We start from the raw sequence: 15,712 nt of genomic DNA, 5'->3' as shown, positions 1-15,712 counted from the left end.
CCCCTGAGGTTCAGATTCGCTCAAGCCCCCGTTGTGACAGCAATCCCATCCTTAAGGCGTCCGGTGGACGCCTTTTCTTTTTCCGGCAGCGCGTTATTCGGCCAGCACCCGCGTCGAGGGGAAGGCGACTTCCACCAGCGTGCCTTCGCCGGGTGTCGAGGTGATGCTGAACCGCGCGCGGTTCGCCTCCACCATCGCCTTGGTCAGCGGCAGCCCAAGGCCGGTGCCGTCGCCGCGTCCGCGCTTCAACGCATTGATCTGCTTGAACGGCTTCAGCGCCTGCTCGATTTCGGCCTGGCTCATGCCGATGCCGGTGTCGCGCACCCGCATGACGACGTCGCCGGAGGTCTCGTAGGCGGTGGACACGATCACCTGGCCGCCGGCCTGCGTGTAGCGGATGGCGTTCGACAGGATGTTGAGGGCGATCTGGCGCACGCTCCTGAGGTCGGCCACCACTTCCGGCAGCCGCGAGGCGAAGCTGGAGCGGATGATGACGCGCTCGCGGTTGGCCTGCGGCTGCATCATCGCCACCGTCTCGGCCAGCGTGTCGTTGAGCGACACCGCCTCGTAGTCCATCTCTTGCTGGCCGGCCTCGATCTTCGAGATGTCGAGCAGGTCGTTGACCAGGTCGAGCACATGATTGCCCGAGCGGTTGATGTCGCGCAGATAGTCGCGATAGCGGTCATTGGCGACGGGGCCGAACTTCTCGTCCACCATCAGCTCCGAAAAGCCGATGATGGCATTCAGCGGCGTGCGGATCTCGTGGCTGATACGGGCCAGGAAATCCGTCTTTTGCGAGGAGGCGCGCTCGGCCACGGCGCGCGCCTGGGTCAAGTCCTCTTCGGCCCGCTTCCATTGCGTGATGTCGCGCACGACGGCGCAGAAGCCGCTGTCGCTGGGCAGCCGGCCGATGGTCATGAACAGCGGAATGAAGCGTCCCTGCGACTCCCGCCCGATCACCTCGCGGCCGTCATTCAGCACGCTCGCCACGCCGGGTTCGGAAAGCCCGCTGAGATAATCGCGCGCCGCGCGCTGGCTCTCGATGGCGAACAGCGAGGCGAAAGGCTTGCCGGCGACCTCGTCGCTGTCGAAGCCGAACAGCGCCTCCGCCGGGCGGCTGATCGAACGGATGTTGCCGTCGCGGCCGATCAGCACCACGCCGTCGGTGGCGGTGTCGATGATGGTGCGCATTTCGGCGATGCGGCTCTTCAGCTCCGAAACGTCCGGCTGTTGGGTGGGCTCGTCATTGGCGGCACTGAAATGCGCGGGTGCTGCGTCCTCTTCGCCGGAGCGGCGCACCACTAGCATCAGCGCCTTGCCGGCGCGCCACGGCACCGCGCGCAGGATGGCATCGATCGGGAATTCCTGCCCGTCGCGCGTCTTCAGCCTGAGGGCGCGATCGCTTTCGTCTGCGGTGCCATCCTCGGACTGCGCATAGGGATCGGCAAACAGGGCGCCGAGCCCGCCGGCGTCGGTCAGCTCGTCGAGCGTGTCATAGCCGGTCAGATGCAGGAACTCGTCATTGGCATAGTGAAGCGCGTCGCCGGAGTGGATGATGAGCGGCACCGGCAGCTTGCCGAGGATGGACGTATCCGGCGCCCTGGTCTCCTCGCCGGTCGAGAAAGCCGACGGCACGAAGCCGTCGAGCTTGAGCGGCGGAGCAAGGAGGCGCGGCCGCTCGATCGCCGGCGTCTTCGCATCGGCATCGACGTGGGCGGTGGCATCCTCGTCGGATCGCGCCCATTCCTCGCTGTCTTGCGCGTCGCGGAAGTCGTCTGCTGTCATGCTGTCGTCGGCATCTTGCGGCGCCGAAGCCGGCGGAGCTTCGGCGGCCCTGGCCGCTTCAGGCTCGACAGCCGGGGCGCCACCGGCAAGCTGGTCGGTCTGGTCTTCGCGGCCGGCATAGTCGAGCAGCGAGCCCGAGACGGGGGGCGGCGTGACCTGACCGGCGGCAGGCTCTTCGGCGGCTTCGCCCGGCTCGCCGTCGAGGCGCGCCAGATCCTTCTCGTCCTCGGCGTCATCTTCCGGCGGTTCCGCCAATTCGGCCGGCGCTTCCGCGCTCACCGGCTCGTCATCCGCGGCGTTCGCCTGGTCCCGGGTTTCGTCGGCTGCATTGACTGGCGTTGTCGCATCGGCATCAACCGAAGCCTCATGCGCGACAGGCTGCTCAGCCTGCGCGGTCTCGACCGAGCTTGCGGCGGGCGGGTTCGCTTCCCGGGGGGCAGGCGGTGGCTCGGATGGGCCGGAACTGTCCTTCTTCAGCCGCTCGCCGATCTCGCGGAAAGCGCTGCGCTCCAGCGTCGACAGACCCTTGTCGTTGGCCGGCTGCCGGTGCTCGGCCAGCCGGATCACCTTGTCTGCAAAACGCCGCTCCGGCTTCGGCACGATGGTCAGCGCCGGCACCTCGCCCTTGAACGGGTCGGCTGGCTTCGGCGCCTCCGCAACGGGTTCCTTGACGGCCGGCTCGCTCGCCGCCGGCGCCCCGCCATTGGGAACAAGCGCCATGCCGATGGCTTCCGGATCGACGACCGCGTCGCCGGCGCGGGCAACGCCGAAGCCGCGAAAACCCTCGAAGGCGCGGCTGCGGCCGTAGACCGGCAGCGCCGCCAGATCGACCGGTATCTTGAGATCGGTGCCGGCGACCGGCCATAGCACCGAGCGGCCGGACCAGGTGTCGCGGCGTTCGAGCAGGCCGGCGATCTCGCCAGTGGCATCGAGGCCGAAGGTGGTGGCGACGTCCTTGAAGCGGCGTCCGATGACGTCGGCGGCCGGCTTGCCGACGATGTCGGCGAATTCGGGCGACAGCGCGCTGAATTTGCCGTCGGCGTCGGTGCGCCAGACGAAGCGCAGCGGCGGCGCCGAACGATCGATCGTCCGGTCGGCGGCCGGCTCCGCCGCTGGCGCGGCAGCGGCGCCATCCTGTTTAGGCGTTTCGGCTGGAGCCTCGGCCTTGCCGGATGCGGGCTCCCGATGCCGTGCCTCGTCGCCGCCGGCATTGAAATACCAATGATCGTGCTGCGGCTGCGTTTCGCCGGCCACCGCTTTCGGGCGTTGTGCGGCCGGGTCGGCGGCCTTGTCGCCGTGAGCGATGGCAACGTCCTTGGCCACCTCGGGCGCGGCCGTCGCGTCCGGCTTCGCGGGCGCAGGTTCCTGGCTTGCCTCCGGGGCGACGGAAGGCACTTCGACCGGCAATGCTTCGGCTGCCGGACCGTCGGTCTGCGGCTCACCCGGCAACTCGTCGTCGAGCTGCGCTTCGTCAATGACCACCAGGAGGTGGCGCGTGTCGGTCAGCCGTGCCAGGCCGGCAGGATAGGAGTTGGCGCCGCCCGGAACCAGGCGCTTGACGATGCGGTCGCTGTCATCGGCCACGTCGGCGACAAGTGCTGCGAGCGTCTCGGGCAGGATGCCAAGCGCCGCAAAGCCGTCGGATGCGGCCTCCACCTTGCCGGCGGCGTCGATGAAGGCGATGAAATGGCCGTCCTCGGTGAAGCCGCCAATGGCGCGGCTGGCGATCTCTGCGGCGCCGCGCGAGCCGGTCTGCGCCGCGGGCAGCGCCAGCATGATCGCCTTCTCGCCATCCGGCATCGTCACCGCGCTGGCCAGGAAGCCGACGGCGCGACTGCTCAAGCCCGTCGCCAGCCGGAGCGTAATGGCCCGGTCGCTGCCGATCTGCGGAAAACCGCTGGTCGCCATGATCTGGCGCCTGGCGATCAGCGGCAGCCGCGCCGAGGCGCCGATGATGCCTTCGATGTCGTCATGGCCGAACACCGCGGCGCCAGGCCCGTTGGCCCAGATCACCTGTTCGAGGTCGGCCGACAATATGGCGATCGCGTCGCCGGCGGCGAAGCGCTGGCGGACCGCATCGAGCACGGCAACGTCGAGGAAGGAGTAATTTTCAGGCGGCATGCGCTTGGCGAATCCCTCCAGCGGGCAATTTCAGTTAACGCTTTGTTAATAAAAGCGGACGCGGCGAAGGTCCACAAGCCAAGGGGTGCAGCGGTCGAAATCTCTGGGCGCTTGGTTAACGGCGGGGAAGATTTTTATGGTGCACTGCAACAAAGATGTTGCATCGCACAAAAAAACCTCTATATTGCCATTATACATGAACGAGACGGCTTTCTGTCAAAGCCGCTACCCGCGAAAAGGATGGAAAATGTCCAAGACCAAAACTTCAGAGACGATCGAAAACATCGAATTCCCGAGCTTTGACGCTTCCAAGGCCACCGACCAGATCCGCGCTTTCGCCGAGAAGGGCGTCGAGCAGTCGAAGGAAGCCTACACCAAGCTGAAGACCGGCGCCGAGGAGACCCAGAAGGTTCTGGAGTCGACCTTCGAGACCGCCAAGACCGTTTCCGGCGACCTGTCGCTCAAGACCATTGCCGCGCTGCGCGCCAATGCCGACGCCGGCTTCTCGCATCTCGAAGCCCTGATCGGCGCCAAGTCGCTGTCGGAAGTCGTCGAGCTGCAGACCTCCTTCCTGCGCAAGCGTGCCGAGCTGGCCGTCGAGCAGGCCAAGGAATTCCAGGCCGTCGCGTCCAAGGCTGCCGAGGACGTCGCCAAGCCGATCAAGACCGCTTTCGAGAAGGCCCTGAAGGACATCAAGGCCGCCTGATAAAGACGCACGACTCATCGATGCATCAAAACGTCGCATTTCGTCAGACAAATAGATGTGCGATAGAGTTGTCCAAGCGAATACCCGGTGGGCGGAACCTCCTCCCTCTGCTCCCCGGGGTGACCAGCCAGCACCTCCTCCCGCTGGCTCGTAACAGGAAAAGGCCGGCACCTCCTCCCGCCGGCCTTTTCTTTTGCCTGGCGATACCCAGCGTCGGTTTGAAGAACCGGCCTTTGCCTCATCAAAGGCCTTGAATTAGACTCCGATAGCCCGTATTGGACGCATCGCCGAACGACAGAGCGGATCCGGGGAGCAGAGCTTCACCTCGATCCCGCTCAGGCAGACGTGCCGTTGTAGCTCAGCTGGTTAGAGCGCCGGATTGTGGATCCGGAGGTCGCTGGTTCGATCCCAGCCAACGGTACCATCGGCTTAAGTATCTGTTATTGCTGATAATTTCTTAGGCCAAGCGAGAACCTGGCCACGCCGACTTATGGCATTCGAAGGAAGAATCCTTCTGGCCCTCCTAAGCCTCCGCTCTCCCCTATCGAAGACACGTTCACACCTGGTGCAGATCATCCGTTCTGGCGAAAGGCCGCTCAGAAATCCGTGCGGAGATCGGCGGCGAAGACGCGCCAGGGGGATGGCTTGCGCTTCGCCCGAACCGTCCAGACTGAGCTGACCGCTCTGCCTTCCCTCATTCGATCAGCGACTGTTCGGCCCAAGCAGGCATCTGTCGAACCATCTGCGCCGACCTGTCGAACGCCGCGGCATCTGCGCGAAATTCTCCTCGGAACCAATTGTCTTATTCCACGTTTTTAGCCTTGCGGTGGATTGTACGTCGCCGCAAGGGGTGGGGATTTCATCGGCATAAGTTCCTTCACAAAACCGCTGGGCTGGGAGTGGCACTGTGAGCGTGCAGGCATCAAGAGCGCAACTCGACCGTCGTCAAATTCTCAATTCGTTAAAAGCCTTCAGGCGAGGCGACTTTTCCGTCCGGATCGACAACGTCTATGAAGGTATCGATTCCGATATCGCCGATGCCTTCAACCAGATCGTTGAACTGAACGATCAGGTCACGAAGGAATTTGAGCGACTGAGCAGGGTCGTCGGCAAGGACGGAAGGATCGGCGAGCGGGGCCACGTCCGCAATGCCACCGGTAGCTGGGAATCGAGTGTCAGGTCGGTCAACGACCTCATCGAAGACATGGTCCAACCGACCGCGGAAGTGGCTCGCGTCATTGGCGCGGTGGCAAAAGGCGATCTGTCCCAAACGATGATGGTCGAAATCGATGGCCGACCGCTGCGCGGCGAGTTCCTGCGCATAGGCAAGATCGTCAACACAATGGTGGGACAGCTGGCTTCCTTTGCCTCCGAGGTGACCCGCGTCGCGCGAGAGGTTGGCACGGAGGGAAAGCTTGGCGGACAGGCGCGGGTGAAGGGCGTTGCCGGCACGTGGAAGGATCTGACCGACAACGTCAACGCCATGGCCACCAACCTCACGGGTCAGGTGCGCAACATCGCCGAAGTGACCACCGCGGTTGCTTCAGGCGACTTGTCGAAGAAGATCACCGTCGACGTGAAGGGCGAGATCCTCGAGCTCAAGAACACCATCAACACGATGGTCGATCAGCTTAATTCCTTCGCATCGGAAGTGACGCGCGTGGCGCGCGAGGTCGGCACCGAAGGCAAGCTCGGAGGCCAGGCCCGTGTCGAAGGCGTCGGCGGCACCTGGAAGGACCTGACGGACAACGTCAACTCCATGGCGGAAAACCTGACCGGCCAGGTCCGCAACATCGCCGAAGTGACCACGGCAGTGGCTCTGGGGGATCTCTCGAAGAAGATCACCGTCGACGTGAAGGGCGAAATCCTCGAGCTCAAGAACACCATCAACACGATGGTCGATCAGTTGAACTCCTTTGCTTCGGAGGTCACGCGTGTCGCGCGTGAAGTCGGCACTGAGGGCAAGCTCGGCGGCCAGGCCCAAGTGCGCGGCGTTGCCGGCACGTGGAAAGATCTGACCGACAATGTCAACTCGATGGCCGAGAACTTGACCGGTCAGGTGCGCAATATCGCGGAAGTCACGACTGCGGTTGCCTCTGGCGATCTGTCGAAAAAGATCACTGTCGCCGTGCAGGGCGAGATTCTCGAACTCAAGGACACCATCAACACGATGGTCGATCAGCTGAATTCGTTCGCGTCGGAAGTGACGCGCGTGGCGCGCGAGGTCGGCACGGAAGGCAAGCTCGGCGGCCAGGCCGAGGTGAAAGGCGTCGCCGGCACCTGGAAGGACCTGACTGACAACGTCAACCTGATGGCGGCCAACCTGACGGGCCAGGTTCGAAACATCGCAGAGGTGACCACGGCCGTCGCCCGAGGCGACCTTTCCAAAAAGATCACCGTCGACGTCAAGGGCGAAATCCTCGAGCTCAAGGATACCGTCAATACGATGGTCGACCAGCTGAATTCCTTTGCGTCCGAGGTGACACGCGTGGCTCGCGAGGTGGGATCGGAAGGCAAGCTTGGCGGCCAGGCCCACGTGGAAGGCGTCGGCGGCACGTGGAAAGACCTGACAGACAACGTCAACGCCATGGCCGGAAATCTGACCGTGCAATTGCGCGACGTTTCCAAGGTGGCAACCGCAATCGCCACCGGCGACCTGACGCAGAAGATCACCGTCGATGCATTGGGAGAAATTCTGCAGATCAAGGACGTGATCAACACCATGGTTGATCAGCTGAACTCGTTCGCCTCGGAAGTGACGCGCGTGGCGCGCGAGGTCGGTTCGGACGGCAAGCTCGGCGGCCAGGCGCAGGTTCGAGGCGTGGCCGGCACCTGGAAAGACTTGACCGACAATGTGAACGCCATGGCTGCCAATCTGACCGGCCAGGTGCGCAACATCGCCGACGTGACGACGGCCGTGGCGCTGGGCGACCTTTCCAAGAAGATCACCGTCGACGTGAAGGGTGAAATCCTCGAACTCAAGTCGACCATCAACACCATGGTCGACCAGCTGAATTCCTTCGCAGGCGAGGTGACGCGCGTGGCGCGCGAAGTCGGCACCGAAGGAAAGCTCGGTGGTCAGGCTCAGGTGCGAGGGGTCGCCGGAACGTGGAAGGATCTCACCGACAATGTGAACTCGATGGCCGAGAACCTTACCGGCCAGGTGCGCAACATCGCCGAGGTGACGACGGCGGTCGCGCGAGGCGACCTCTCCAAGAAGATCACCGTCGACGTGAAGGGCGAAATCCTCGAGCTCAAGTCGACCATCAACACCATGGTCGACCAATTGAACTCTTTCGCAGGCGAGGTGACGCGCGTCGCGCGCGAGGTCGGCACGGAAGGCAAGCTCGGCGGCCAGGCCGAGGTGCGAGGCGTAGCAGGCACCTGGAAGGATCTGACCGACAACGTCAACCTGATGGCGACCAATCTGACAAACCAGGTGCGTGGCATCGCCGACGTCGTGACGGCAGTGGCTCAGGGCAATCTAAAGCGCAAGCTGACGGTCGATGCGAAGGGCGAAATCGCCTCCCTCGCGGACACCATCAACGGCATGATCGAGACCCTCGCCACCTTCGCCGACCAGGTGACCAACGTCGCGCGCGAAGTGGGCATCGAGGGCAAGCTCGGAGGGCAGGCGCGGGTGCCTGGTGCAGCCGGTCTCTGGCGCGACCTGACGGACAATGTCAATCAGCTGGCCGCCAATCTGACCACCCAGGTGCGCGCCATCGCAGAAGTCTCGACCGCCGTGACAAAGGGCGATCTGACCCGCTCGATCAGTGTCGAGGCCTCGGGCGAAGTCGCGGCGCTCAAGGACAACATCAATGAGATGATCCGCAACCTCAAGGATCAGACGCTGAAGAACGCAGAGCAGGACTGGCTGAAGACCAATCTGGCTCGCTTCTCCCGGATGCTCCAGGGCGAGCGCGACCTCGCCACGGTTTCGCGATTGATCATGTCCGAACTCGCCCCGCTGGTGAACGCTCAATACGGCGTGTTCTATGTGACCAACCGCGACGAAGATGAGTCCTATCTGGAGCTGGCGGCGTCGTACGGCGCCGAGAGCAAGGCAGCCATCAAGCAACGGCTCGATCTTCGGGAAGGGCTCGTCGGCCAAAGTGCCGCAGACAAGCGTGCGATCATGCTCGACAATGTGCCGCCGGACTTTCTGCGGGTCACCTCCGGACTGGGCAGCTCCTCGCCGGCCAACGTCATCATTCTGCCGGCTCTGTTCGAAGACGAGGTCAAGGCCGTCATCGAACTCGCATCATTCGGCGAGTTCCGCGACACGCACCAATCGTTTCTCAATCAGCTGATGGAGTCCGTCGGCATCGTTCTCAACACCATAGCGGCGACGATGCGGACCGAGGGCCTGCTCAAGCAATCGCAGCTGCTGACGTCCGAATTGCAGGCCCGCCAGACCGAACTGACTAAAAAGCAGGAGGAACTGCACGCCACGAACGAGGAGCTTCAGGAAAAGGCTCAGCTTCTGGAGAACGAGAAGAAGCAGGTCGAAAACAAGAATCTCGAGATCGAGATGGCACGGCGGGCGCTTGAGGAGAAGGCTGAGCAGCTTGCGCTCACTTCAAAGTACAAGTCCGAGTTCCTTGCCAACATGAGCCATGAGCTCAGAACGCCGCTCAATTCGCTGCTGATCCTTTCCAACCTGCTCGCCACCAACCAGCAAGGCAACCTCAACGACAAGCAGGTGGAGTTTGCGCGCACCATAAATTCGGCCGGCACGGACCTTCTCAGTCTCATCAACGATATCCTCGATTTGTCGAAGATCGAGTCGGGTACGGTCTCGATCGACATCAATGACATGCCGGTCGCGCATCTGCGCCAGCATATGGAACGCACGTTCCGCCAGCTCGCCGCCGACAAGGGACTTGGCTTTGCCATAAAGGTCGACCCGGCTCTTCCCGAGACCGTGCGTACCGACGAAAAACGCCTGCAGCAGATCGTCCTCAACCTGCTGTCAAATGCCTTCAAGTTCACGTCCGGAGGTCAAGTCAGCCTGAATTTCCGGCTCGAGAAAACTGCACGCCGCAACGGCGCCAGACAGTCCGCCAGGGCCCTGGCCATTGCGGTGACCGACACCGGCATCGGCATTCCGGAAGACAAGCAGAAACTGATTTTCGAGGCTTTCCAGCAGGCGGACGGTACGACCAGCCGCAAGTACGGAGGAACCGGTCTGGGGCTCTCGATCAGCCGTGAGATCGCCCGTCTGCTTGGCGGTGAACTCAGGGTTGAAAGCACTCCGGGCAAAGGATCGACCTTCACGCTCGTCATTCCGATCGACGGTCCAAGGACTACGGCCGCGACGCAGCCGGAATTGCTTCCGGCCACCGAAGCGATTGCCACGACCGCAGCGCCCACCGGTCTGCCGTCTGCGGAATTGATGGACGACCGCGACGCCATTTCGGCGGAAGACAGGGTGGTTTTGATCGTTGAGGATGATCCGACCTTCGGCGGCCTGCTGCTGGGCCTGGCACGATCGGCCGGGCTGAAAGGTGTCCTGTCGACTGCCGGGTCCGGAACCTTGGCCTTGGCCCGCAAGCTGGTTCCGGACGCGATCACGCTGGATCTCGGGCTGGCGGACATCGATGGATGGGTGCTCTTTGACCTGCTGCGCCATGATCCGAAGACCACCGGCATTCCTATCCATGTGATCTCTGGCGCGGACGACATCGAAGGCCTGGCCACCAAGGGCGCATCGAGCATTTCCACCAAGCCCGTGTCGTCCGACGAACTGATGAAGGTGTTTCAGGATATTCATTCGAGAAAGCTTCGTGTCCAGCGCCGGGTGCTTGTCGCAGACGCCGATCCGGAGCGTCGCCTTTCGCTGGTCGAAACCATCCGGGATGGGGTCACCTCGGTCACTGCAATCGGTCGCGCGGCGACTGCAGATGACATTGACCTGGCCGCGTACGATGCCGTGGTTCTCGGTCTTGGAAGGTCTGCCAAGGACAACGCCCAGGCGCTCGATGAGCTTACCAACCAGCTTTCAGACGGGCTGCCGCCGCTTCTGTTCTTTGCCCCTCACTCCGACGCCATCGAACAGGTGCTGGCGCTCAATCCGGCCTGGATCGATGTCCCGCGGGCCGAGAATTTTGCTCAGTTGGCTCTCCACATATCGGCAACACTCCCAGGAGGATTGCGCGAGGACAATGGGGCAGGGCCCGGGCAAGCTGAGAACAGGTCAAACATCGCTGGCGCAAAAGTGCTGATCGTCGATGACGATATCCGAAACATCTACTCGCTGACGAGCGTTCTCGAGACCTACGACATCGAAGTTCTCCACGCCGAGCGGGGCCGCGACGGGATAGCGTTGCTGGAGGAGAACTCCGACGTCGACGCAGCCTTGATCGATATCATGATGCCCGAGATGGACGGCTACGAGACGATGAGGAGAATCCGCAATACGCCCGCCATAGCTCACATTCCACTGATATCGGTGACGGCAAAGGCAATGAAAGGCGATCGGCAGAAGTGCCTGGAAGCCGGCGCGTCCGACTATATAGCAAAGCCCGTCGATCTCGACCTTCTCATGGCGTTGCTCCGGGTCTGGATCGGTCGTTCCAGAGCGAGGGTCGAGACCTCGCAAAATCTGCTCATGTCCGTGAACTGACAGGTGCCCGATGCAAAAGCTGTCGCCTATCCGTTCGAAAAAAATGGAAATCGTGCAGCCGACCGACAGCCCTGCCAAAGCACGCATCCTCGCCGTCGACGATGACGAACGAAATCTGTTGGCGATTGACGAACTCCTCTCTCCGCTGGCGGAGGTCGTCACGGTGCAATCCGGTGAAGAGGCGCTGCGCTGCCTGTTGAAGGAGGATTTCGCCGTCATCCTGCTGGACGTTCTGATGCCGGGTCTCGACGGTTATGAAACAGCCGCGCTGATCCGCCAACGCGAGCAGTCCAAGCGAACGCCTCTCATCTTCCTCACGGCCATCAACAAGGAAGACGCTCATATGCTGCGCGGTTACGACGCCGGCGCGGTAGACTATGTGTTCAAGCCATTCGACCCGGTCATGCTGCGATCCAAAGTGGCCGTATTTGTCGAGCTTCACGAGAAGACGCTCGAAATCCAGCGAAATGCCATTGCCGAGCAGGCGCTGCTGGCGAAGGCCCTGCAGGCCGAAAAACAGAAGCTTGAAGCCGAGCGATCGCTCCGCACCGCGGAGGAGCGACAGGAAGCCATTCTTGGATCATTGCCCGTCTGCTTTCACGCGAGGGCCGCCGAGCCGCCTTTTGCAGCTCGTTTTGTCACCAAAGGTGTCGAACGTCTGACGGGATTTCCTCCCGAGCGACTGACATCCGATCCACGTTTTGGCCTGAGCCGGGTGCACCCGGACGATTTGCCCAAAGTGCGGGAAGCATTGCTGGCGGCAAAAGCAACAGGCTCCTACACATGCGAGTTCCGCTGGCAGTGCGCCGACGGCAAATATCGCATCTTTCTGGACCAGGGCGTCGTGTCGAAAGGTGCCGACGGGCGCCGTCCCGAAATCCTTGGCACCTTGCTCGACATAACAGAACGCCGTGAGCTCGAAAATCAGCTCCTCAAAACTCAGCGCCTGGACGCGATCGGAAAACTCACCGGAGGGCTGGCCCACGACTTCAACAACCTGCTCGCTGCGATTCTAAGCGGGCTAGGTCTGCTCGAGCGGCATGCCACGCTCGACAATCAGGGGAAGCAGATCGTTGAATTGACCCGCCGCTCCGCCAAACAAGGCGCTGAGCTTGTCACGCGCATGCTCGCCTTTTCTCGGCGACAGAACCTGAAGCCTGCCGCGGTCCGTCTTGCGGCGCTGGGGGACACGATGAACGGGCTGGTGGCACCGGTACTGGGAGGCTTGATCCGGTTTGAATGGATGGTCGACAACTCTGTTTGGCCCGCTCATGTCGACGTCGGCCAACTGGAGCTGGCTTTGATGAACCTGGTTTTCAATGCGCGCGATGCCATGGCCTCCGGGGGAACAATTACAGTGCACGCACAGAACCGGACGATCACAGCAGCATCGGAAGATTTGACAACGGGAGACTACGTCGTCCTCACCGTCAAGGACACCGGCGCAGGCATCCCCCCGGATGTTCTGGCAAGGGTCGTCGAACCCTTTTTCACCACAAAACCGCTCGGCAAGGGGACCGGCTTGGGCCTCAGCACCGTCGACGGCTTCATGAAGCAATCCGGTGGTGCACTCCGCATTATCAGCGCCGTCGGCCGCGGGACATCAATGGAGCTTTGGTTGCCTCGTTCGGCAGAGTTGCCGGCAGATAATGCGGCCGAGTTCGACGCGGAGCCGGTGATGGGCGAGGCTGAAAAGGCGCTTCCGTCCCTGCTTTTGATCGACGACAGCAGCAGCCTGCGGCAACTGACAGCAGAGTCCCTTCGGCAACGCGGCTTCGCAGTCACCTGTGCTGCAGGTGGTGCCGAAGCACTGGCGATTATCGAACGGACACCCCACGACTTCGACGTCATTGTCACGGATTTCGCCATGCCTCTCGTGTCGGGCGTCGAGGTAATTCGCTTTGCGCGCAACCTGCGCTCGAATTGGCCAGCGGTGATGATAACGGGATACGCCGACGCCGACGCCATCGCAAACCGTCCTCCGGATGTTCCATTGGTCAACAAGCCCTTTCGCGAAAAGGACCTCATAGAGAACATCCTGCGCGTCAACGCTGCCTACGCGATCAGCTGATAGCAAGCCAGCGTCCACAGCTATGGTGCGTGCACCACACCGGTTGGGGTCCGCTCGCTTCAGCCTGAGGTCGTCATGTCGTTCATGGAGCATCAGTGCGACTTTTCCGCCAGCATCATGGCCACAGTTTTGCAGGTAGGATAGCAACGCTGGCGACGAGGCTCGAAGCCGCAACTGGCCGAAGCGAAGGAAACGATCGATGAAATCCGCGAACGGAATTGCCGAGGTGAGCCGACTGAAAATCGGCTTTGTGCTCGCGCGTTCGTTCACCCTTTCAGCCTTCGCCCTGTTCGTCGATACGCTGCGTCTGGCCAGTGACGAGGCGGACCGGTCGGGCCGCATCTTTGCCGATTGGCAGGTTCTGGCCAGCACTCGGCACCTGATCACCTCCAGCTGCGGCGTGCAGGTCGCGCCGACATCGGATCTCGTGGACCCCAATCTGTTCGACTATATCGTCGTCGTCGGCGGGCTGTTGAACACCGAGTTCCCGGTCGACGATGAGACGGTCCGCTATCTCAAGAAGGCAGCCGCCAGCAAAGTGCCGTTGATCGGCGTCTGCACGGGGACCTTCGTGCTTGCGGACGCCGGCCTGATGAAGTTCCACCGGACCTGCGTCAGCTGGCTGCACTACCAGGCATTCCGCCAGCGTTTCCCGGATCACGAAGTCAGGTCGGACCGCATCTTCAACCTCGATCGGACCAGGGGATCGTGCGCCGGCGGCAGCAGCGCGGCGGACATGGCCGCATCGATCGTGAGGCGTCACATCAGCGAACGCGCCGAGAGAAACGCGCTCGAGGTCCTGCAGATCGACAAGGCGCGCCCGGCCTTGCACATCCAGCCGCGCCGGCCGCTCTCGATCGAATGCAACGATCCGCGGCTTCAGGCGGCGCTGATTGCGATGGAAAACCATATCGAGAATACAATCTCGATATCCGAGATCGCGGCATCGGTTGGATTGTCGCGAAGGCAGCTGGAACGCTTGTTCATGGAGAAGACGAAAACCTCCCCGGCGCTCGTCTACAAGAAGGTGCGCCTCGAGCGGGCAAAGCAGCTTCTCCTCGAGACCAGCGTGCCGATGCTCGACATCGCCATCGAAGTCGGCTTCGAGAACGCGTCGCATTTCTCCAGGGTTTTCCGGGAGACATTTGGAATGCCGCCGAGCAAATTGAGATCGGCAGTTGCCGGCGGCACGAGCCTTGTCGATAGATAGACTCAATGCCATCAGGCGCAGCAGTGCGGCGAGTGACGGCTTCAGGTCACATGTTGCTGCAAGGTCGGATCGGCGGTCGTGGCTTGAACGGAAGAGGCTGGCGCCGGAGGGGAACGTCGGCGAGCGACGACCGGATGGGTTTGACGGCAGCAGTGGGTTGAGCGGCGGCTACACGCCTGGCGAGCAGCCCCGCCGACATTGCGGCGAGCTTGGATGCGATACTCAAGGACGACTCCTCCCAGGAGAACTCCAGCACATCCCACTCTACCACGCCCGCCGCCGCGCACGCAGTTACATTTGCTAATCCAGGGAGGATAGGGTCAACCGGTGCGAAGTCTTTCCGTTCTGGCGGACTCAATCTTCCTCAGCCGTGCCTTGGCCTCGCTCACGCGCCGCTGCGCGCCTCTGATCCTGCAGCACAGGGCCAAATTGACGGCGACGTTGCCGTCACCATCCAGCAGTTCTTCCGCCCGTTCCAAGGCCAGTTCCGCTCGGCCGGCACGCTGCCTCGCCTTGTCCATTTCCAAGCTGTAAATTTCAACCATCTTTCCGCTCGCGTTGCGGTCCCTTCAAGATCGAAACCAGTGCCGATTGGATTGGTTCCGACACGGCGCGCGACAGCTTGTCACAATGCGGGGCGGGTTTAACCGACAAGCCAGTGGTACCGTTGGCTAGGATCGTCAGGTCGTTTGATGGGCGCCCGGCAGGAGCACTAGCTTTCCCGCCTGGAAGCCCCCTGCAGCCGCAAATTGCCTGGCAACGCTTCTGCGAACCCGTTCTCTCGGCACCTTCTTCCGGTATCTTTTGTGCAGCAGTCGAAACAGTCGTATCCTGTCCCGCCGCGACGGTCGCGGACGAAGCATGAAGGTCTCGATGGGCGAGCAAAATCCACGTTCTTCGCGGGAGCGCATGACGATCCTCGGCGATGTCGAGGCGGCATCCTTTGTTCCGTGGATCGAGCGTCATGCCGCCAAGCTCGGGCTCGCGCAGGCAATATGCGCTGCCGGTCCCGGCCGGATCGAACTCGACATTGCCGGTCCGGCCGAACTCATCGACATGATGGAGATGGGGTGCTCCCTTGGACCAATCGATGTCTGGGTCGAGGCCATCCGCCGGGCGCGGATCGAGAGCGAATCGGGCTAGGTTTGCAGCCGCTTGCGAAGCGGCGTGCACCTTTTTTAGGCATTATTG

General features: G+C 62.3%; 7 protein-coding genes and 1 tRNA gene. 6 read left to right on the top strand and 2 right to left on the bottom strand.

Features of this window, described 5'->3' with window-relative positions; translation table 11 throughout:
- Positions 1-93: 93 nt before the first annotated feature.
- Positions 94-3,906: a PAS domain S-box protein gene (locus tag EN846_RS26820; protein WP_135859198.1), complete on the bottom strand. Its 3,813-nt coding sequence runs from the start codon at positions 3,904-3,906 to the stop codon at positions 94-96.
- 247 nt (positions 3,907-4,153) lie between these two features.
- Here EN846_RS26820 and EN846_RS26815 point away from each other — a divergent pair, with 247 nt between their 5' ends.
- The 5 genes from EN846_RS26815 to EN846_RS26795 all read left to right on the top strand — a co-directional run bounded on the left by EN846_RS26815 (position 4,154) and on the right by EN846_RS26795 (position 14,521).
- On the top strand, positions 4,154-4,612 hold the full coding sequence (locus EN846_RS26815; protein WP_127286863.1) for a phasin: 459 nt from the start codon (positions 4,154-4,156) through the stop codon (positions 4,610-4,612).
- A 347-nt stretch (positions 4,613-4,959) separates the two neighbouring features.
- Positions 4,960-5,036, top strand: a tRNA-His gene (locus EN846_RS26810).
- A 489-nt stretch (positions 5,037-5,525) separates the two neighbouring features.
- Positions 5,526-11,240, top strand: coding sequence for a HAMP domain-containing protein (locus tag EN846_RS26805; protein ID WP_127309773.1), 5,715 nt, complete (start codon positions 5,526-5,528; stop codon positions 11,238-11,240).
- Positions 11,241-11,250: 10 nt separating this feature from the next.
- Positions 11,251-13,311 carry a response regulator gene (locus EN846_RS26800; RefSeq protein WP_128346480.1) on the top strand — a complete coding sequence of 687 codons (2,061 nt, stop codon included), beginning with the start codon at positions 11,251-11,253 and terminating at the stop codon, positions 13,309-13,311.
- A 199-nt stretch (positions 13,312-13,510) separates the two neighbouring features.
- Entirely contained in the window at positions 13,511-14,521 is a 1,011-nt protein-coding gene (locus EN846_RS26795) for a GlxA family transcriptional regulator (RefSeq protein WP_127392473.1), read from the top strand.
- A gap of 320 nt (positions 14,522-14,841) precedes the next feature.
- Here the strand turns inward: EN846_RS26795 and EN846_RS26790 are convergent, their stop codons facing one another.
- Positions 14,842-15,066, bottom strand: a complete 225-nt coding sequence (locus tag EN846_RS26790; RefSeq protein WP_127285434.1) for a hypothetical protein — start codon at positions 15,064-15,066, stop codon at positions 14,842-14,844.
- A gap of 364 nt (positions 15,067-15,430) precedes the next feature.
- On the opposite strand from EN846_RS26790, the gene EN846_RS26785 reads away from it, so the two are divergent.
- Positions 15,431-15,664: an acylphosphatase gene (locus EN846_RS26785; protein WP_245509035.1), complete on the top strand. Its 234-nt coding sequence runs from the start codon at positions 15,431-15,433 to the stop codon at positions 15,662-15,664.
- Positions 15,665-15,712 lie beyond the last annotated feature (48 nt).

The sequence above is a fragment of the Mesorhizobium sp. M4B.F.Ca.ET.203.01.1.1 genome, from assembly GCF_004791025.1.
Classification (GTDB): Bacteria; Pseudomonadota; Alphaproteobacteria; order Rhizobiales; family Rhizobiaceae; genus Mesorhizobium; species Mesorhizobium abyssinicae.
The sequence above is the reverse complement of the archived record's forward strand: the minus strand, read 5'-3'. Positions and strand labels throughout refer to the sequence as shown.

Bases quoted from the DNA above. Each gene is read 5' to 3' on its own strand.
- EN846_RS26795 (WP_127392473.1), top strand. From the start codon at position 13,511: ATGAAATCCGCGAACGGAATTGCCGAGGTGAGCCGACTGAAAATCGGC.
- EN846_RS26785 (WP_245509035.1), top strand. From the start codon at position 15,431: ATGACGATCCTCGGCGATGTCGAGGCGGCATCCTTTGTTCCGTGGATC.
- EN846_RS26820 (WP_135859198.1), bottom strand. From the start codon at position 3,906: ATGCCGCCTGAAAATTACTCCTTCCTCGACGTTGCCGTGCTCGATGCG.
- EN846_RS26790 (WP_127285434.1), bottom strand. From the start codon at position 15,066: ATGGTTGAAATTTACAGCTTGGAAATGGACAAGGCGAGGCAGCGTGCC.
- EN846_RS26800 (WP_128346480.1), top strand. From the start codon at position 11,251: ATGCAAAAGCTGTCGCCTATCCGTTCGAAAAAAATGGAAATCGTGCAG.
- EN846_RS26815 (WP_127286863.1), top strand. From the start codon at position 4,154: ATGTCCAAGACCAAAACTTCAGAGACGATCGAAAACATCGAATTCCCG.